This window comes from Anaeromyxobacter oryzae (assembly GCF_023169945.1).
GTDB classification, from domain to species: domain Bacteria; phylum Myxococcota; class Myxococcia; order Myxococcales; family Anaeromyxobacteraceae; genus Anaeromyxobacter; species Anaeromyxobacter oryzae.
In genome coordinates, this window is record NZ_AP025591.1 from 2,545,913 (window position 1) to 2,562,397 (window position 16,485).

Sequence of the window (16,485 nt, forward strand, 5' to 3'; positions counted from 1 at the left end):
GGCGTGGGGTGGTGGAGCTTCAGGCGGTGGTGGCGCGCGGGCGCGAGCGACACCGCGACTCCCGCGGCGAGCGTCCTTCCCTCTCCCCCACCGGGGGAGAGGGTCCCGTCCCGCTCTCGTCCGCCGACCGCGCCCCGTCGTCGCCCGCGCGTCGTCCTCGCGGTCGCGGTCGCTTTCGCCGTAACGCTCGCGCTCGCGATCACCACCGACCTCCACGGCGACCTCGCCCGCCCTCGCCCTTCCCGCCTCTACCTCGACCGCCGCGGCGAGTTCCTCGCCGAGCTCCCGGGCGACGGCGACGTCCTCGGCGCGTGGCCGCTCCCGGCGGTGCTCCCCGACCGCATCGTCCGCGCAACGCTCGAGACCGAGGACCGGCGGTTCTTCGACCACCCCGGCGTATCGCTCCGATCCCTGGCGCGCGCGGCGTGGCAGGACCTCCGCGCGCGCGAGATCGTGTCGGGCGGCTCGACCGTCGCCATGCAGACGGCCCGGCTCCAGTCGCCGGGGCGCCGCACCATCCTCCGGAAGGCGAAGGAGGCGATCGAGGCGCTGCTCCTCGTCCGGCGGCACGGCCACGACGCCGTCCTGCGGCAGTACCTCACGCTCGCGCCGTACGGGCACCGCGTCCGCGGCGTCGCCCGCGCGTCCCGCCTCTACTTCGCGAAGCCGGTCGAGGATCTCTCCTGGGCGCAGGCGGCCTTCATCGCCGCGCTGCCGCAGGCGCCCGGCCGGATGGACCCGTACGATCCCGACGGCCTCGCCCGCGCCACCCGGCGCGCCCACCGGATCCTCCGCACGCTCCGCGCGCGCGGCGTCATCGACGACGACGCGCTCGCGCAGGCGCTGCACGCCGACCTCGGCCTCGCCGCGAGGCCGCGGCGCGACCCCGCCGCGCTGCACGCCGTCCTGGCGCTGGAGGCCGCCGGCGCGAGCGCCAGGGCGGCCGCGGTCGTGACCACCACGCTGGATCTCGAGCTCCAGCGCATCGCCGCGCGCGCCGTGGCGGACGGGGTCGCCGCGCTCCGCGACCTGGACGCCTCCAACGGCGCCGCGCTCGTCGTCGACCCCGAGGACGGCTCGGTCCTCGCCCAGGTCGGCTCGGCCGACTACTTCGACGCCGAGGCGCGCGGGGCCATCGACTTCACCCGCGTCCCGCGCTCGCCGGGCTCGGCGCTGAAGCCGTTCGTGTACGCGCTCGCCCTCGCGTCGGGCCGGGCGACCGCCGCGACCGAGCTCGAGGACACGCCCCTGGACGTCGTGTCCGAGGGCGGCGCCTTCCTCCCCGAGAACGCGAACCACGCCTGGTTCGGCCCGATGCTGCTCCGGCCCGCGCTCGCGAACTCGCGGAACATCCCGGCGCTCCGGCTCGCCGCGGAGGTCGGCCCCGACCGGATCCAGGCGCTGCTCGCGAAGGCCGGCCTCGCCGCCGCGGAGAAGGCGCCGCAGGGGCTCGGGATCGCCATCGGCACGCTGCCCGCCTCCCTCGAGGAGCTCGCGCAGGCCTACCTCCTCCTCGCGCGCGGCGGGACGGCGATCCCCCTTCGCCGGCTGGCGGACGCGCCGGCGGGCGCGCCGCGGCGGCTCCTCCCCGAGGCGGCGGCGCGGCTCGTCGCGGACATCCTCTCGGATCCGGAGGCGCGCCGCCCGACGTTCCCCCCGGGCGGCCCGCTCGACTACCCGTACGCCGTGGCGGTGAAGACCGGCACGAGCCAGGGGTTCCGCGACGCGTGGGCGATCGCGGTCTCGGACCGGCTGGTCGTCGCCGTCTGGGTCGGGAACCACGACCGGCGGAGGATGAACGCGGTGACCGGGCAGGCCGGCGCCGCGCCCATCGCCCACGCCATCCTCGACGCGACGATGCCGCTCCGAGCGCCGCACCGCCTCGTGGCGATGGCGCCGGCGCCGACGCCCGGCGCGGTGGTCCGGACGGTGTGCGCGCTCTCCGGACGGCTCGCGGGGAAGGACTGCCCGCACGCGCGCGCCGAGGTGTTCCTCCCCGGCACCGAGCCCACCGACGCCTGCCCCTGGCACCGACCCGTCGCCGTCGACGCACGGAACGGGCTCAGGGCGACCGCCTCGTGCCCGCCGCGCTTCGTGGTCTCCCGGCGGCTCCTGGATCTGCCGGAGCGCTACGCCGGCTGGGCGCGCGCGCAGCGGCTCCCCGTGGCGCCGCTGCAGGAGAGCCCCCTCTGTCCGCGCTGGGCCGTCGCTCCGGCGGTCGCGGTCCTCGAGCCCCGGGCCGGCGCGCGTTACCTGCTCGACCCCGACGCGCCCCGCGAGTCGGCGACCATCCGGCTCGCCGCGCGCGTCGTCCCGGCGGACGAGCCGGTCGTGTTCCTCGTGGACGGCGTCCCGGTCGCGACCGTCCCCTGGCCGCACGAGTTCCGCTGGACCGCCACGCCCGGCGCGCACGTCGTGTCGGCGGCGCTCGCCCGGCGCGCGGTGACGTCCCGGGGTGTGCCCATCACCGTGGGCGACTAGCAGGATCGATCCACGGCGTCCCGGCGCGCCGCCGGGCCGCCGGGTCGGTCCGGGGCGGGTCCCGCTACCACACGAGCGCGACGACGAGGACGCCCACGAGCACGAACGCGAGCGCCACCTTCACCGCGCTCCCGAGCACGAACCCGAGGAAGGCGCCGAGCCCCGCCTTCGCCGCCCGGGTGAAGTCGGGGTTCTTCACGTACTCGAAGACGATCGCCCCGACCGCCGGACCGAGGATGACCCCCGGGAGCCCGAGGAACAACCCGACGAGCACCCCGACGCCGGCGCCGACGACCGCCCAGCGCGACGCGCCGAACGCCCGCGCGCCGAGGATGCCGGCCGCGAGGTCGACGACCCAGATCAGCAGGCCGATGAGGCCGCAGGCGGCCACCGTCCACCCGGACACGCGCTCGAAGTGACCGGCCCAGGCCACCAGCACGGCGCCGGCCACGAGCAGCACCGAGCCGGGGATCGCGGGCAGCACCACCCCGGCGACGCCGACGACGAGCGCCACCGCGCCGAGCGCGTAGAGCAGGATCTCCACGCGTGCAGATATGCCCCGACCCGCGCGACGCGTCCACCGCCGCCCTGGGGGGCCACACCCCGTCCGCCCCTCGGCGCCTTCGGATTCCGTTCACCCCCGGCGTTTCCGTTCGTCCTGAGCGTGGCGGCGCGAAGCGCCGCCGAGTCGAAGGGCGACGCCACCTCGTGGTTCGAGAGCTCACCACGAGCGGCGTCGCATGCATCACTCCTCCCGGCGCGCAAAGAGCGCCGTCGCCGCGAGCGCGGCCGGCAGCCCGAAGGCCACCGCCTTCCTCCACCTCCCGCCGGCGCGCCGCCATCCGCCGTGCTCCGCCTCCGGCCGCGTCGGCCCGAACGCGTTCCCCGCCGAGTCGAGCACCGGGCGCTCGTGGGCGAGGTGCTGCCGGTCGATCATCCGGGCGAGGACGCGCTCCGCGGCGGCCGGCGCGAACGACCAGAGCGCCGAGAGGAGGTGCGCGCTCGTGCCGACCAGCACCTCGCGCCGCGGGTGCGTAGCGAGCCGGGCGATGACGCGGGCGACGCGCTCCGGGGCGTACACGGGCGGGAGCGCCTTCACCTGGACGCCGGTGAAGTTCGCCGCGTGCTGGAAGAGGGGCGTGTCGATCGTCGCGGGGAGGACCGTGCAGACGTGCACGTGGCGGAGCCCGGTGAGCCGCAGCTCCTGACGGAGCGAGGCGGAGAAGCCGACCACCGCGTGCTTCGAGGCGACGTACGCGGACGCATACGGCGCGGCGACGCGGCCGTCGATGGAGGCGACGTTCACGAGGACGCCGCGGCCGCGCGTGCGGAACCGGCGGAGCGCGGCCCGCGCGCCGTTCACCGTGCCGATGAGGTTGGTCTCGACGAGCTTGCGGAACACCTCCGGCGGCGTGTCCTCGAACCGTCCCATGGCGAGCACCGCGGCGTCGTTCACCCACAGGTCGAGCGGACCGAGCTGCGCCTGCGCCTCCGCGGCGAGGTGATCCACCGCGTCCTCGTCCGCGACGTCGCACTCGACGACGATCGCGCGCCCGCCGCTCCGCGCGATCGCCTCCTCGACCTCCCGGAGCGCGTCCTTCCCGCGGGCTGCGAGGGCGACGCTCGCCCCCTCGCGCGCGAGCCTGAGCGCGGTCGCCCGGCCGATCCCGCTGGACGCCCCCGTCACCACCGCGACCTTCCCCGCGAGCTTTCCGCGCATGCCTGGAAGGTAAGGCGGTCCGCCTCGGCGCGCGGCCCGGGCGTCGCGGTCAGCGCCCCGGTGCCCGCCGCGGGAGCCGGACCTCGAACGCGGTGCCCTCGTCGAGGGTGGAGCGCACCGACACGACGCCGCCGTGCGCGCGGACGATCTCGCGCACGATGGCGAGGCCGAGTCCCGGGCTCGGGTCACCGGGATCGACCTCGCCCCGGAACGGCTCGAACAGCCGGGCGAGGCGCGTCGCCGGGATCACCGGCCCGTCGTTCCAGACGCGGAGCGAGACGGCGGCCTCCTCGGTGCCGTCGACGCGCACCACCACGCGGGCACGCGCGCCGCCGTGCACGAGCGCGTTCCCGGCGAGGTTCGCGACGACCTGCGTGAGCCGCTCCGGATCCCACTCGCCCTGGCCGTCGCCCTCGACCAGCACCTCGACGGCGCGGCCCGGGTGCGCCTGCTGGAGCTCGAGGACCGCCGCGCGGCAGATCGCGGGGAGGTCGGCGTCGCGCGGCGCCATCCTGAGCCCGAGCCCGTGGCGCACGCGCCCGAGGTCGAGGAGGTCGCGGATGATCCCGGCGGCGCGCTCGGCGCTCCGCTGGATCCGCGCGAGCGTCGTCGCCTGCGCGTCGACGTTCGCGCGCTGGAGCAGCCGCGCGCCCATGATGACCGTCTGGAGCGGCGTGCGGAGGTCGTGCCCGACGACCGCCATGAGGTGGTCCTGGACGCTCGCCAGGCGGCGGGCGATCGCGAGCTCCGCCTCCGCGGCGACGCGCGCGCGGTGCTCGGCGTCGTGGCGGAGCGCGCGGCGGAGCGCGACCGCGCACCGGTCCGCGACGATCAGCGCGAGCGCACGGGCCGCCGCGTCCGGCGGGCCCGTCCGCTGCCACGCGAGGGCGAGCGCGCCGAGCACCGTGCCCGTGCGCGTGACGACCGGCAGGACCGCGAGCGCCTTCGGGACGGGGCCCTCGGGGACGCGGACCGCGAGCTCGGCCGTGTCGACGATCCACACCTCGCGGCCGCGGATGGCGCTCGCGACGAGCCGGTCCGCCGGCGCGGTGCCGGCCAGCGGGACGAGCTGGGCCCCGGCGCCGGCGCCCTCCTGCGCGAGGACCAGCTCGAGGCGGCGTCCGCCGCGGTCGACGTGGAGCGCGGCGGCGTCGGCGTCGAGCAGCGGCAGGGCGCGAGCGCTGATCGCGCGCGCCACCTCCCACGCGGTCACCGCTTCGGCCAGCGCTTCCTCGAGCGGCGCCAGCGCGGCGCCGGACGCGGACGCGCCCGGCGCTTCCGCCGGCGGCGCAGCCGGCGGCTCTTCGTCGACGTTCACCTGGAGTGCCCCCGGCTTCCCCTAATCCGCGGCAGCTTACCGCAGCGCATCCACTGACGGTACCAGCCGATCGGGTGAACGGAGATGCGACGAATCGCTCGCGGTCAGCCTTTCGAGCGCGAGCGCGCGCGGCCGACCCCCTGTCGAGATGGGTGGGCAACGACCCCGCGGCTCGCGCCAGGTCGCTGCGATCCTCGACAAGCGTCGGCTTACCGGCTCACTTGAAGTCGTCGGAGCGGAGCCCGTACTTGCGCAGGAGGCGATGGAGGCTCTCCCGCTCCATGCCGGCCCGCTCCGCGGCCCGGGTCACGTTTCCGCCGAACTCGGCGAGCAGGGCGACCAGGTACTCACGCGAGATCCTGTCCCGCGCCTGTTCCACCGCCTCCCGGTACGGCAGCTTCGCGAGCGTGGCAGGGTCCGGGGCGCCCGGGACGGCGGCGGCCACCTCCGGCGGCAGGTCCGCGACCCGGACGAGCGGCCCCGGCGCGACCGCGACCGCGCGCTCGACCGCGTTCTCGAGCTCCCGGACGTTCCCCGGCCAGGCGTACCCCGCGAGGCGCCGGAGCGCCTCCGGCTCGAACCCCGTCACGTCGCGCCGGATGGCGCGCGCGTGCTTCTCGACGAAGTGGGCGGCGAGCAGCGGCACGTCCTCCGCGCGCTCCCGGAGCGGCGGCAGCGTCACCGGGAACACGTGGAGGCGGTAGAAGAGGTCCTCGCGGAACCGCCCCGCCCTCACCTCCTCGCGGAGGTCGCGGTGGGTCGCCGCGATGACGCGGACGTCGATCTTGACGGGCTGCGTGTCGCCGACGCGCCGGATCTCCCGCTCCTGGAGCGCGCGGTTGAGCTTCACCTGGGCCGCGAGGGGCAGCTCGCCCACCTCGTCGAGGAAGATCGTCCCGCCGGCCGCCTCCTCGAACAGGCCGGGCTTCGCGCCGGCGGCGCCGGTGAACGCGCCGCGTGCGTGCCCGAACAGCTCGCTCTCCACGAGCTCGCCGGGGAGGGCGCCGCAGTTCACCGCCACGAACCGCCGCTCGCGCCGGGCGGAGTGGTAGTGGATCGCCCGCGCGGCCAGCTCCTTGCCGGTCCCGGTCTCGCCGAGGAGGAGGACGGTGATGTCGAGCCCCGCCGCCTTGTCGAGGAGCGCGTAGACCTCGTGCATCCGCGGGCTCCGGCCGACGAGGTTGTGGAACGACGCGACCTCGCCCGGCGCCGCCGTGCTGCGGGCCGCGTCGGCGAGGCGCTTGTGCTCGGCGGCGCGGGCCACGACCGCAAGCGCCGCGTCGGGATCGAAGGGCTTCTCGAGGTAGTCGAACGCGCCCTCCTTCATGGCGCGCACCGCGTCGGCGACCGTCGCGTAGCCCGTCATCAGCACGACCTCGGTCTCGGGCGCGCGCGCCTTCACGGCCTGGAGCAGCTCGAACCCGTCCGCCCCGGGCATCTTGATGTCGGTGACCACGACATCGTACGGGCGCGTCGCGACGAGCGCGAGGGCCCGCGCGCCGTCCTCGGCGGTCTCCACGGCGTAGCCGTCCGCGAGGATCTTCGCGAGCAGCTTCCGCATGTTCTCCTTGTCGTCGACGACGAGGACGCGCGCCTCCGTCATGCCGCCTCCCCGTTCGCCGCGGCCGCGGTCGCCACGGCCGGGAGCGTGAGCGCGAACCGGGCGCCGCCGCCCGGCGCATCGCCCGCCGCGAGCTCGCCGCCGTGCGCGCGCGCGATGGCGCGGGAGACCGCGAGCCCGAGCCCGGTGCCGCGCGGCTTCGTCGTGAAGAACGGCTCGAACAGCTTCGCCCGGGCGGCGTCGGGGATGCCGGGGCCGGAGTCCTCCACCGCGACCTCGGCGGCGCCGTCGCGCCCCCCGACGCGCACGGCGACCCGGCCGCCGGCCCCGGCCGCCTCGGCCGCGTTCAGCACGAGGTTCACGAGCACCTGCCGGAGTTTCTCGGCGTGGCCGGGAGCGCGGGCGACCCCGTCGACCGAGACGGCGACGCCGTCGAGCAGGCGCGCGTCCCGGAGCCGGGCGACGACGTCGTCCGCGAGGACCCGCAGGTCCACCGGGTCCGTCCCGGGCGGCGGGAGCGGGCGGGAGAGATCGAGGAGGCCGTCCACGATCTCCTTCGCGCGGAGCGCCTCCTCCTCGACGACCGCGAGGTCCTCCGCGAGCACGCCGTCCGCGCGCTTCCTGAGGAGCTTCGCGTAGCCGAGGATCACCCCGAGCGGGTTGTTGATCTCGTGCGCGACGCCGGCCGCCAGGCGGCCGATGCCGGCGAGCTTCTCGGATCGGACGAGCTTCTCCTGGTGATCCCGCAACGCGGCGGTCATGGCGTTCCACTGCCGGGCGAGCGACACCAGCTCCGGCGCGCCGCTCACCTCGATGCGTGCGTCGAGGTCGCCGGCCGCGATCCGCGCGGCGCCCGCCGAGAGCTGCGCCACCGGGACGACGATCGAGCGCGCGATGGCGAGGCTCACCGCGGCGGCGAGCACCGGGGCGGCCACGAGCAGCCCGACGAGCAGCCACAGGGTGGTCCGCTCGATCCGCTCCGCCTCGGCCCGGGCCGCCTCGATCCTCGCCTCGAAGCGGGACACGAGCTGCTGCGTGAGGTCCTGGATACGCGTCACGACGAGCTGGGCGCGCCCGTGCTCCTCCTTGACGTTCTCGTGCTCGCCCCGCACGACCGAGGGAACGATCGACTCCTTGAAGATCCGGTCCAGCGTACCGCTCTCCGCCTCGATGGCGTCGACGAGGCGCCGCTCCTCCTCGCCGCCTGCCCTCTGGCGGAGACGCGCCGTCAGCCCGAGCACCGTCGCGCGCGCCTGATCGTAGAACCCGAGGTGGCTGCGGTCGCCGATGATGATGGTGTGCGCCTGGTGGGCGTACTGGTCGCGCACGGCGCTCGCGAGCTCGAGCGAGAGGCGGACGCCCTCCTCCTGGCGCATCGTCTCCGCGATCCCGCGGTGGACCCGGGCCGAGCCGACGATCGCCGCTGCGGAGGCGACCACGAGCAGGAAGACCAGGGCGCCGAGCCCCAGGGCGAGCCGCTTCGCCGTTCCGATGCGATCGAACATGAGCTCCAGGCCTGGTGCACGGGGCGGGCCGCCCGCCGGCAAGCGCCCGACGTCCGAAGGACCGCCGGGCGGGCGCCGGATCGGCTCCCCCGTGGCGTGACCTCCCTCGTCACAGTGTAGCGGAACGCGGCACGCGCCGCCGCGGCGCCAGGCGTGCAAGTGCGCCGGAACTCGGCAGATCCCGGACGGCACGCCGCGTGCTCCTGGGAGGGGCTCGAACCCCGAACCGGAGAACCGGATGAACGCCTGGAAGCTCGCCCCCGCCGTCGTCGTTGCAGCCGCCCTCGCCCTGCCCCGCGCCTCGCTCGCATGCGAGCAGTGCGATCACGCCGTGAAGGTCGCCCAGGCGACGCCCGCGAAGACGGCCTCCGCCGCCGCGCCCGCCAAGGCGACGAAGGGCGTCCGCACCATCGAGATCGCCGTGACCGGCGAGGGCTTCACGCCCGCAGAGGTGAAGGCGAAGGCGGGAGAGACGGTGAAGCTCGTCGTCACGCGCAAGACCGACCGGACCTGCGCCACCGAGATCGTGATGAAGGACTTCGGAATCGACCAGAAGCTCCCGCTCGACAAGCCGGTCACCGTGACGGTGAAGCCGCCGAAGCCGGGCTCGTACCGGTTCGCCTGCGGCATGGACATGATCGCCGGCACGCTCGTCGTGGAGTGACGCCGCCCTGCGCGGGCCCTCCCCGGGAGGGCCCGCGCCTCGATGGCCAGTGACCGCCGGGGGCGGTACACATGCGCCATGACCGCTTCCCTCGCCCGCGGCGCCCTGGACCTCATCGGCGACACGCCGCTCGTCCGCGTCTCGCGCCTCGACACCGGCCCGTGCGAGCTCTGGCTCAAGCTGGAGAGCCAGAACCCCGGCGGCTCGATCAAGGACCGGATCGGGCGCTCGATGATCGAGGCCGCGGAGCAGGACGGCAAGCTCGGGCCGCACCAGCGGCGCCTCGTCGAGGCGACCGCGGGGAACACCGGGCTCGGGCTCGCCCTCGTCGCCGCGCAGAAGGGCTACGCGCTCACGCTCGTCATCCCGGACAAGATGAGCCGGGAGAAGATCCTGCACCTCAAGGCGCTCGGCGCGCGCGTCGTCATCACCCGCTCCGACGTCGAGAAGGGCCACCCCGACTACTACCAGGACCTGGCGCTCGCGATCGCGCGCGAGGACGGCGCGTTCTTCGTGAACCAGTTCGAGAACCCGGCCAACCCGCTCGCCCACGAGCGGACGACCGGGCCGGAGATCGCCGCGGCGCTCGGCGGGAAGCTCGACGCGATGGTGGTCGGGGTCGGCTCGGGCGGCACGCTCACGGGCCTCTCCCGCGCGTTCGCGCGCCTCGTGCCCGGCTGCGAGATGGTGCTCGCCGATCCCGAGGGCTCGATCCTCGCGGGCTACGTCCGGACCGGCAAGATCGGCAAGGCGGGGTCGTGGGTGGTGGAGGGGATCGGCGAGGACTTCGTCCCCGCGAACGCCGACCTCTCCCGCGTCCGCCACGCCTACACCGTCCCGGATCGCGAGAGCCTCGCCGCGGCCCGCGACCTGCTGCGCCACGAGGGGATCCTCGGCGGCTCCTCGACGGGCACGCTCCTCGCCGCCGCGCTCCGCCACTGCCGCGCGCAATCCGAGCCGCGGCGCGTCTGCACGCTCGTCCCGGACTCCGGCAACAAGTACCTCTCGAAGATGTACGACGACTTCTGGATGGCCGATCAGGGCTTCCTGGACCGGACGCCCACCGGGGATCTCCGGGAGCTCGTCTCGCGGCGACACGCGGAGGGCGCGGTCGTGACCGTGAAGCCCGACGAGCCGCTCCTGATCGCCTACGGCCGGATGAAGCAGCACGACGTCTCGCAGCTGCCGGTGCTCGAGGCCGGGAAGGTGGTAGGCATCCTCGACGAGTCCGACCTGCTCGCCGCGGCGGCCGACGACGAGGCCCGCCTCCGCGACGCCGTCCGCGATCACATGACGACGCGGCTCGAGACCGTCCCCGCGAGCGCCCGGGCGCGAGACCTCATGCCGCTGTTCGCGCAGGGGCTCGTAGCCATCGTCGTGGACGGCGACCAGTTCCTCGGGCTCGTTACGCGGATGGACGTCGTGAACCACCTGCGGCGCAAGCTGCACTGAGAGGACGTCCTCCCTCTCCCCGCCGGACGATCTCGCTTCCGCTGTTCGTACTCCCTCTCTCCCGCCCGTACGTTCGCGCTTCCTTGGTTCACGCTCCCTCTCCCCCGCGCGGCTTCACGCGTGGGGGAGAGGGCGGTGGCCGTGGTGAGGGGGCCGTACGATCTCGCTTCCGCTGTTCGTACTCCCTCTCCCCCGCGCAGCTTCATCGCGTGGGGGAGAGGGCCGGGGTGAGGGGGCGCCTCCGCTACGCGATCCGCCCCCATTCTCTCGACGTGAACCACGACCTGGGCCATCGTTTCCCGTGAGCGGGCAGGCCGCTCCGTGGGCCGGGCCGGTCCTTCACGGCGGTGCTCGGGACGCGGGACTTTGCCGCCGCAGATGATCGGACGGTTCCGTGCGCGCGGGGCCGGCGCACGTCCGCTCGTGCCAGCCGCGACGGCGTTCACTGCGGCGGCGCGTGCAAGGCCGCTCGGCGGCTGTCACGATCCGTGACAGGCCGGCTAAAGTACTGCGGGCCGGTCCGTACGAAACGCCCGGTCCCTGCGCTCCGGCGCGAAGGCCCGTCCCGGCTGTCTCCGCTGCAGTGGGCGATCGCGCTGCTGGCGGACGGAAGCAGGAACGACGTTCACGCCCGCCGCCGAGATCGCGACGCTCTGCTAGAACGGAGTGTCGAAGGCGACCGGGACCAATGAGAACCTGCAGGTACTTGGTGTTCGTGGTGGCGGTGCTCGTGTGTGGCTCCCCTTCCCAGGCGGCGGAGGGCCCCGGAGGCCCGGTCGTCACGGGTGTCATCCCCGTCGGCAGTGCGAGCGCGGTGAAGCTGAAAGCGGTGCAGCTTCGTGTCGGCAGTCGCGTCGTGTTCGAGCAGCGCTTCGTGAACGAAACGGGAAAAGCGATCGTTCAGGATGTCGAGATACGCGGGCCGGATGCTGGGTACGATCCGGCGAACGACTCCTGGTATGAGCTCGAGAACCTGACGGTCACCATCAACGGAGTCCCGTTGCCGCTGCGGCCCATCCATGCGGCGTTCGATTCGGCCTCGCCTCATCCGAAGGACGTCTCAGCGCGGCTGATGCGTGCGGGTCTTCACGTCTCGACCTTCGGTGGAATGCAGAATGTCTTCCGGGTGAGTGCCGACGGTGGCCGAACGGCGTTGTGGTCGCGATCGGAGATCGGGAGGCTCTCGCGGAGTGTTCGCGACGAGCTCGTCGCGGGGGGCTCCTCTCCGAGGATCCCGATCCCATGCCGCAGTGGATCCTGCGGACGAGGTATCAGTGGGTTCAGGAGTTTCCCTCAGGCGTTCCGGTCGTCGTTCGGGTGGAGTACACGCCTCCTGTGGCGATCGAGGAGGGTGTCGTAGAGACGACGTACGCCAAGGAGGCCTGTCTCGAGGGAGGGAGTCTCCCGAAAGCGGAGTACACCGGGTCCTGGGTCACCGTTGGTCTCGCCGCGTTCTCGATGTGGAACGGGCCCATCGACCTTCTCGACATGGAGGCCGCCGTGACCTCGGGAGATTTCGTCGGCGCGTGCTGGGAAGGCTCCGTGAGCCGCAAAGGGTCCAGAGTGCTCGCCAGAGCAGAGCGTCTCGTTCCCAAGAGGGACGTGACGGTGTTCTTCTTCGAGAAGGCTCTTCGTTCTCCGCAGTGAAGCTCGAGACGTCGCGTATCGGTCACGCCGCGGATCCACCACCGCCACGAGGGCGGGGTGGGGCCCTCGTGGCGCGCCGGAGCGGAGCTTGCCGAGGGCACGCGGGTACCGATCCCTCGGACCGCTACAGGCGGTGAACGCGAACGATCGCCCGCGCTCCGCGCCGCTACATGTGCTGGCCACCCAGCGTGTACGACCCGTCGGACATGTGCTGGCACACGCCGGTCGTGGTGCCACCACCGCCGCCGCCCCCGCCCATGTGATCCTCGACCTCGCCGCAGCGGGCCACCTGGTGCTCCGCCCAGTCGTGCATCGCCGTGGCGTGCCGCGCGGCCTCCGCGTGGTTCGCCGCCATGTCCGTGGACGTGCAGGCGACGGCGGCGTGATGATCGAGCTCCGCCTTCATCGCGTCGGCGCCGCAGCCCATGTCGGCGTCGCCCATGTGCCCGCTCATGCCGGAGAGGCTCTCGTCCAGCGAAGGGCTCATCCCCTGCATCTGATTCACCATCGGCCGGACGTGGCCGTCGTACGAGTCGTGGGCGGACCGGCACGCGGTCACGTCGGTCGTCGCCTGCTCGGTCGACGCGTAGCTCGTCGCCGACGTGGAGACGCCCTGCGCCAGGCTCGAGTACTTCTGCACGTCCGCCGCGGTCGCGGTCGGGTGCGAGCTGCCGCCGCACGCCGCCAGCACCGCCATCGCCATCGCTCCCAGGATCGTTCGCATGCGACCTCCTCTGCGAGTGGACCTCGCGGAGCGCGCGGAGTTGCCAGGGACGGTGGGTCGCCCCCGGCGAGGGACGGAGCCGGGCCGCACCCGCTCGGCCCCCCCTCGTCCGCGCATGGACCTACGCCGCCGCGCTCGCCTCGCCCTCCTCGGCCGGCAGCGGCTTGCCGATCTCGCGCTTCTTCCAGAGGAAGTAGATGGCAGGATAGACGAGCAGCTCGAGCAGGAACGACGTCGCGAGGCCGCCCACCATCGGGGCCGCGATCCGCTTCATGAGGTCCGAGCCGGTGCCGGTGGACCACATGATCGGGAGGAGGCCCATCATCGCGGCGCAGACCGTCATCATCTTCGGCCGGACGCGCTTCACCGCGCCGTGGATGATCGCCTCGACGAGGCCCGCCTCGTCCCTCACGAGCCCCTTCTTCCGGTACTCGCCGTAGGAGAGATCGAGGAAGAGGAGCATGAAGACGCCGGTCTCGGCGTCGAGCCCCATGAGCGCGATGAGGCCGACCCACACCGCGATCGAGACGTTGTAGCCGAGCCCCCACAGGAGCCAGACCGCGCCGATCGCGGAGAACGGCACCGCGAGCATCACGATCGACGCCTTGAAGGCGCTCTTCGTGTTCATGTAGAGCAGGCCGAAGATGAGGACGAGCGTGAGCGGCACGATGAGCTTCAGCCGCTCCTTCACCCGGAGCATGTTCTCGTACTGGCCGCTCCAGGACACCGAGTAGCCGGCGGGGAGCTGCACGTTCGCGGCGACCGCCGCCTTGGCGCGCTCGACGTAGCGGCCGACGTCGGTCTTCGAGGTGTCGAAGTCCACGTAGACGTAGCCGGAGAGGAGCCCGTTCTCGTCGCGGATCATCGACGGGCCCTGGGCGAGCTGCACGTCCGCGATCTCCTCCATGGGGATCTGCCCCTTGCCGCCGGGGAGCGGCAGGAGGACGCGCCGGAGCGCCTCGAGGTCGTCGCGGTAGTCGCGGGCGTACCGGACGTTCACGCCGTAGCGCTCGCGCCCCTCGACCGTCGTGGTCTGGTTGTCGCCGCCCACGGCCGTCATGACGAGCATGTTCGCGTCGTCGACCGAGAGGCCATAGCGGGCGAGCTGCTCGCGCTTCAGCACGAAGTCGAGGAAGTAGCCGCCGGCGACGCGCTCGGCGTACACGCTGCGCGTGCCCTGGACGTGCTGCACGGCGGCCTCGATGTCCTTCGCGACCTTCTCGACCACCGTGAGGTCGGCGCCCGACACCTTGATGCCGACCGGCGTCCGGATGCCGGTCGAGAGCATGTCGAGACGGCCCTTGATGGGCATGGTCCAGGCGTTGGAGATGCCGGGCAGCCGGAGCGCCTCGTCCATCTCCTGGATGAGGTCCTCCTCCGAGATCCGGTCGTGCCAGAACGGCCGGAGGACGCCCTTGACCCAGCCCGGCGCCCACGAGGAGTACCAGCGCGGGCGCTCCCGCCACTGGGCCTCCGGCTTCAGGACGACGGTCGTCTCCATCATCGTGAAGGGGGCGGGGTCTGTCGACGTGTTGGCGCGGCCGGCCTTCCCGAAGACGCGCTCCACCTCGGGGAAGGTCTTCAGGATCTTGTCCTGGATCTGGAGCGCGCGCTGCGCCTCCGCGACCGACATGCCGGGCTCCACCGCGGACGGCATGTAGAGGATCGTGCCCTCCCGGAGCGGCGGCATGAACTCGCTGCCGAGCTTCAGGTAGATCGGGATCGTGGAGAGCACGAGGAGCAGCGCGACCGCGATGGTCGCCTTCGCGTGCCGGACCACGAACCGGCAGGGCGGCTCGTAGATCCGGTGGAGGAAGGCGCTGATCGGGTGGCGCTCCTCCGAGTAGTACTTCCCCACGGCCACGCCGTTCACGAGCCACGCGAGCGGGCGCGGGCGGAGCTTGAACGGCTCGACGCGGGCGAACAGCATGCGCATCGCGGGATCGAGCGTGATCGCGAGGAGCGCCGCGATCGCCATCGCGAGGTTCTTCGAGTACGCGAGCGGGCGGAAGAGCCGGCCCTCCTGATCGACGAGGGTGAAGACCGGCATGAACGCCACGGCCACCACGAGCAGCGAGAAGAAGACGCCCGGGCCGACCTCCAGGAGCGCCTCGAGGCGCACCTTGTGGAAGTCGCCCTTCTTCCCGTCCGCGATCCAGTGGTGGATCTTGTTGTACGCGTTCTCCACCTCGACGATGGCGCCGTCCACGAGCACGCCGATGGAGATCGCGATCCCCGCGAGCGACATGAGGTTCGCGCCCTGGCCCATCGCGTACATGGGGATGAACGCGAGGGCCACCGACACCGGGATCGTGACGATGGGCACGATCGCGGAGGGCACGTGCCAGAGGAAGATCAGGATCACGACGGAGACGATGAGGATCTCCTCGAGCAGCTTTCCCTTCACGTTCTCGATGGCGTGCCCGATGAGCTCGGAGCGATCGTAGGTGGTCACCACCTCGACGCCCTTCGGCAGGGACGGCTTCAGCTCGTCGAGCTTGGTCTTCACCCGCTCGATGACGTTCAGCGCGTTCTCTCCGGCGCGCATCACCACGATGCCGCCCACGGCGTCGCCCTGGCCGTCGAGGTCGGCGATGCCGCGGCGCATCTCCGGGCCGAGCTGGACGGTCGCGACGTCCTTCACGAGCACGGGGGTGCCGCCCTCCGCCTTCAGCACGAGGCTCTCGAGGTCCTGGATCGACTTCACGTAGCCGCGGCCGCGGACCATGTACTCGCGGCCGGAGAGCTCGACGAGGCGACCGCCGACGTCGTTGTTGCCCCGGCGCACCGCCTGGACCACGGCGTCGAGCGGGATGCCGTAGGAGGCGAGGGCGTTCGGGTTCACCGTGATCTGGTATTGCCGCACCTGGCCGCCGACGGTCGCGACCTCGGAGACGCCGGGCACGCTCTGGACCGCGTAGCGGACGAACCAGTCCTGCAGCGAGCGGAGCTCGTCCGACCCGTGCGTCCCGGTGTGATCGACGAGGGCGTACTGGTACACCCAGCCCACGCTCGTCGCGTCGGGGCCGAGCTCGGTCGAGACGCCCTGCGGGAGCTGCGGGGTGATCTTGGACAGGTACTCGAGGACGCGGCTCCGCGCCCAGTACATGTCCGTGCCGTCCTCGAAGATGACGTAGACGTAGGAGAAGCCGAAGTCGGAGAACCCGCGGACCGCCTTCACCTTCGGCGCGCCGAGGAGCGCGGAGGTGATGGGGTACGTCACCTGGTCCTCGATGATGTCCGGGCTCCGGTCCCACTTCGAGTAGACGATCACCTGCGTGTCGGAGAGGTCCGGCAGGGCGTCGAGCGGGATGTTCCGCATCGACCACCACGCGCCGAGGAGCGCGACGATCGTCGCGGCGATGACGAGGATGCGGTTCTCGGCGGAGAACCGGATGATCCGCTTGATCATC

At 73.2% G+C, this 16,485-nt stretch carries 11 protein-coding genes; 4 read left to right on the forward strand and 7 right to left on the reverse strand.

Going from position 1 to position 16,485, the window contains the following annotated elements:
- Nucleotides 1-3 precede the first annotated feature (3 nt).
- Nucleotides 4-2,481 carry a transglycosylase domain-containing protein gene (locus AMOR_RS11060; RefSeq protein ID WP_248360985.1) on the forward strand — a complete coding sequence of 826 codons (2,478 nt, stop codon included), beginning with the start codon at nucleotides 4-6 and terminating at the stop codon, nucleotides 2,479-2,481.
- Nucleotides 2,482-2,545: 64 nt separating this feature from the next.
- Here AMOR_RS11060 and AMOR_RS11065 read toward each other — a convergent pair whose 3' ends face one another.
- From AMOR_RS11065 to AMOR_RS11085, 5 genes are all read right to left on the reverse strand, one after another.
- On the reverse strand, nucleotides 2,546-3,025 hold the full coding sequence (locus AMOR_RS11065; RefSeq protein ID WP_248360987.1) for a DUF456 domain-containing protein: 480 nt from the start codon (nucleotides 3,023-3,025) through the stop codon (nucleotides 2,546-2,548).
- A gap of 201 nt (nucleotides 3,026-3,226) precedes the next feature.
- A complete protein-coding gene (locus AMOR_RS11070; protein ID WP_248360989.1) occupies nucleotides 3,227-4,201 on the reverse strand; it encodes an SDR family oxidoreductase in 975 nt (324 codons plus the stop codon).
- Nucleotides 4,202-4,250: 49 nt separating this feature from the next.
- Nucleotides 4,251-5,519: a sensor histidine kinase gene (locus tag AMOR_RS11075; protein ID WP_248360991.1), complete on the reverse strand. Its 1,269-nt coding sequence runs from the start codon at nucleotides 5,517-5,519 to the stop codon at nucleotides 4,251-4,253.
- A gap of 217 nt (nucleotides 5,520-5,736) precedes the next feature.
- The gene (locus AMOR_RS11080; RefSeq protein WP_248360993.1) at nucleotides 5,737-7,122 is read right to left on the reverse strand and encodes a sigma-54-dependent transcriptional regulator; all 1,386 of its coding nucleotides are present in this window, start codon (nucleotides 7,120-7,122) and stop codon (nucleotides 5,737-5,739) included.
- Nucleotides 7,119-8,585 (reverse strand): sensor histidine kinase, encoded by a 1,467-nt coding sequence (locus AMOR_RS11085; protein ID WP_248360995.1) that lies wholly within the window; start codon nucleotides 8,583-8,585, stop codon nucleotides 7,119-7,121. Before AMOR_RS11085 ends, AMOR_RS11080 begins: the two co-directional genes overlap by 4 nt.
- A gap of 238 nt (nucleotides 8,586-8,823) precedes the next feature.
- Here AMOR_RS11085 and AMOR_RS11090 point away from each other — a divergent pair, with 238 nt between their 5' ends.
- The 3 genes from AMOR_RS11090 (at nucleotide 8,824) to AMOR_RS11100 (ending at nucleotide 12,348) form a co-directional block, all read left to right on the forward strand.
- The gene (locus AMOR_RS11090) at nucleotides 8,824-9,249 is read left to right on the forward strand and encodes a cupredoxin domain-containing protein (RefSeq protein ID WP_248360997.1); all 426 of its coding nucleotides are present in this window, start codon (nucleotides 8,824-8,826) and stop codon (nucleotides 9,247-9,249) included.
- 78 nt (nucleotides 9,250-9,327) lie between these two features.
- Nucleotides 9,328-10,701 carry a pyridoxal-phosphate dependent enzyme gene (locus AMOR_RS11095; protein WP_248360999.1) on the forward strand — a complete coding sequence of 458 codons (1,374 nt, stop codon included), beginning with the start codon at nucleotides 9,328-9,330 and terminating at the stop codon, nucleotides 10,699-10,701.
- Between the two features lie 1,242 nt (nucleotides 10,702-11,943).
- Complete coding sequence (locus AMOR_RS11100; protein ID WP_248361001.1) at nucleotides 11,944-12,348, forward strand: DUF4424 family protein; 405 nt, start codon at nucleotides 11,944-11,946, stop codon at nucleotides 12,346-12,348.
- A gap of 166 nt (nucleotides 12,349-12,514) precedes the next feature.
- On the opposite strand, the gene AMOR_RS11105 is transcribed toward AMOR_RS11100, so the two are convergent.
- Both AMOR_RS11105 and AMOR_RS11110 read right to left on the reverse strand, forming a co-directional pair.
- The gene (locus tag AMOR_RS11105; protein WP_248361003.1) at nucleotides 12,515-13,072 is read right to left on the reverse strand and encodes a hypothetical protein; all 558 of its coding nucleotides are present in this window, start codon (nucleotides 13,070-13,072) and stop codon (nucleotides 12,515-12,517) included.
- A 121-nt stretch (nucleotides 13,073-13,193) separates the two neighbouring features.
- Nucleotides 13,194-16,484 carry an efflux RND transporter permease subunit gene (locus AMOR_RS11110; RefSeq protein ID WP_248361005.1) on the reverse strand — a complete coding sequence of 1,097 codons (3,291 nt, stop codon included), beginning with the start codon at nucleotides 16,482-16,484 and terminating at the stop codon, nucleotides 13,194-13,196.
- Nucleotide 16,485: the final 1 nt, after the last annotated feature.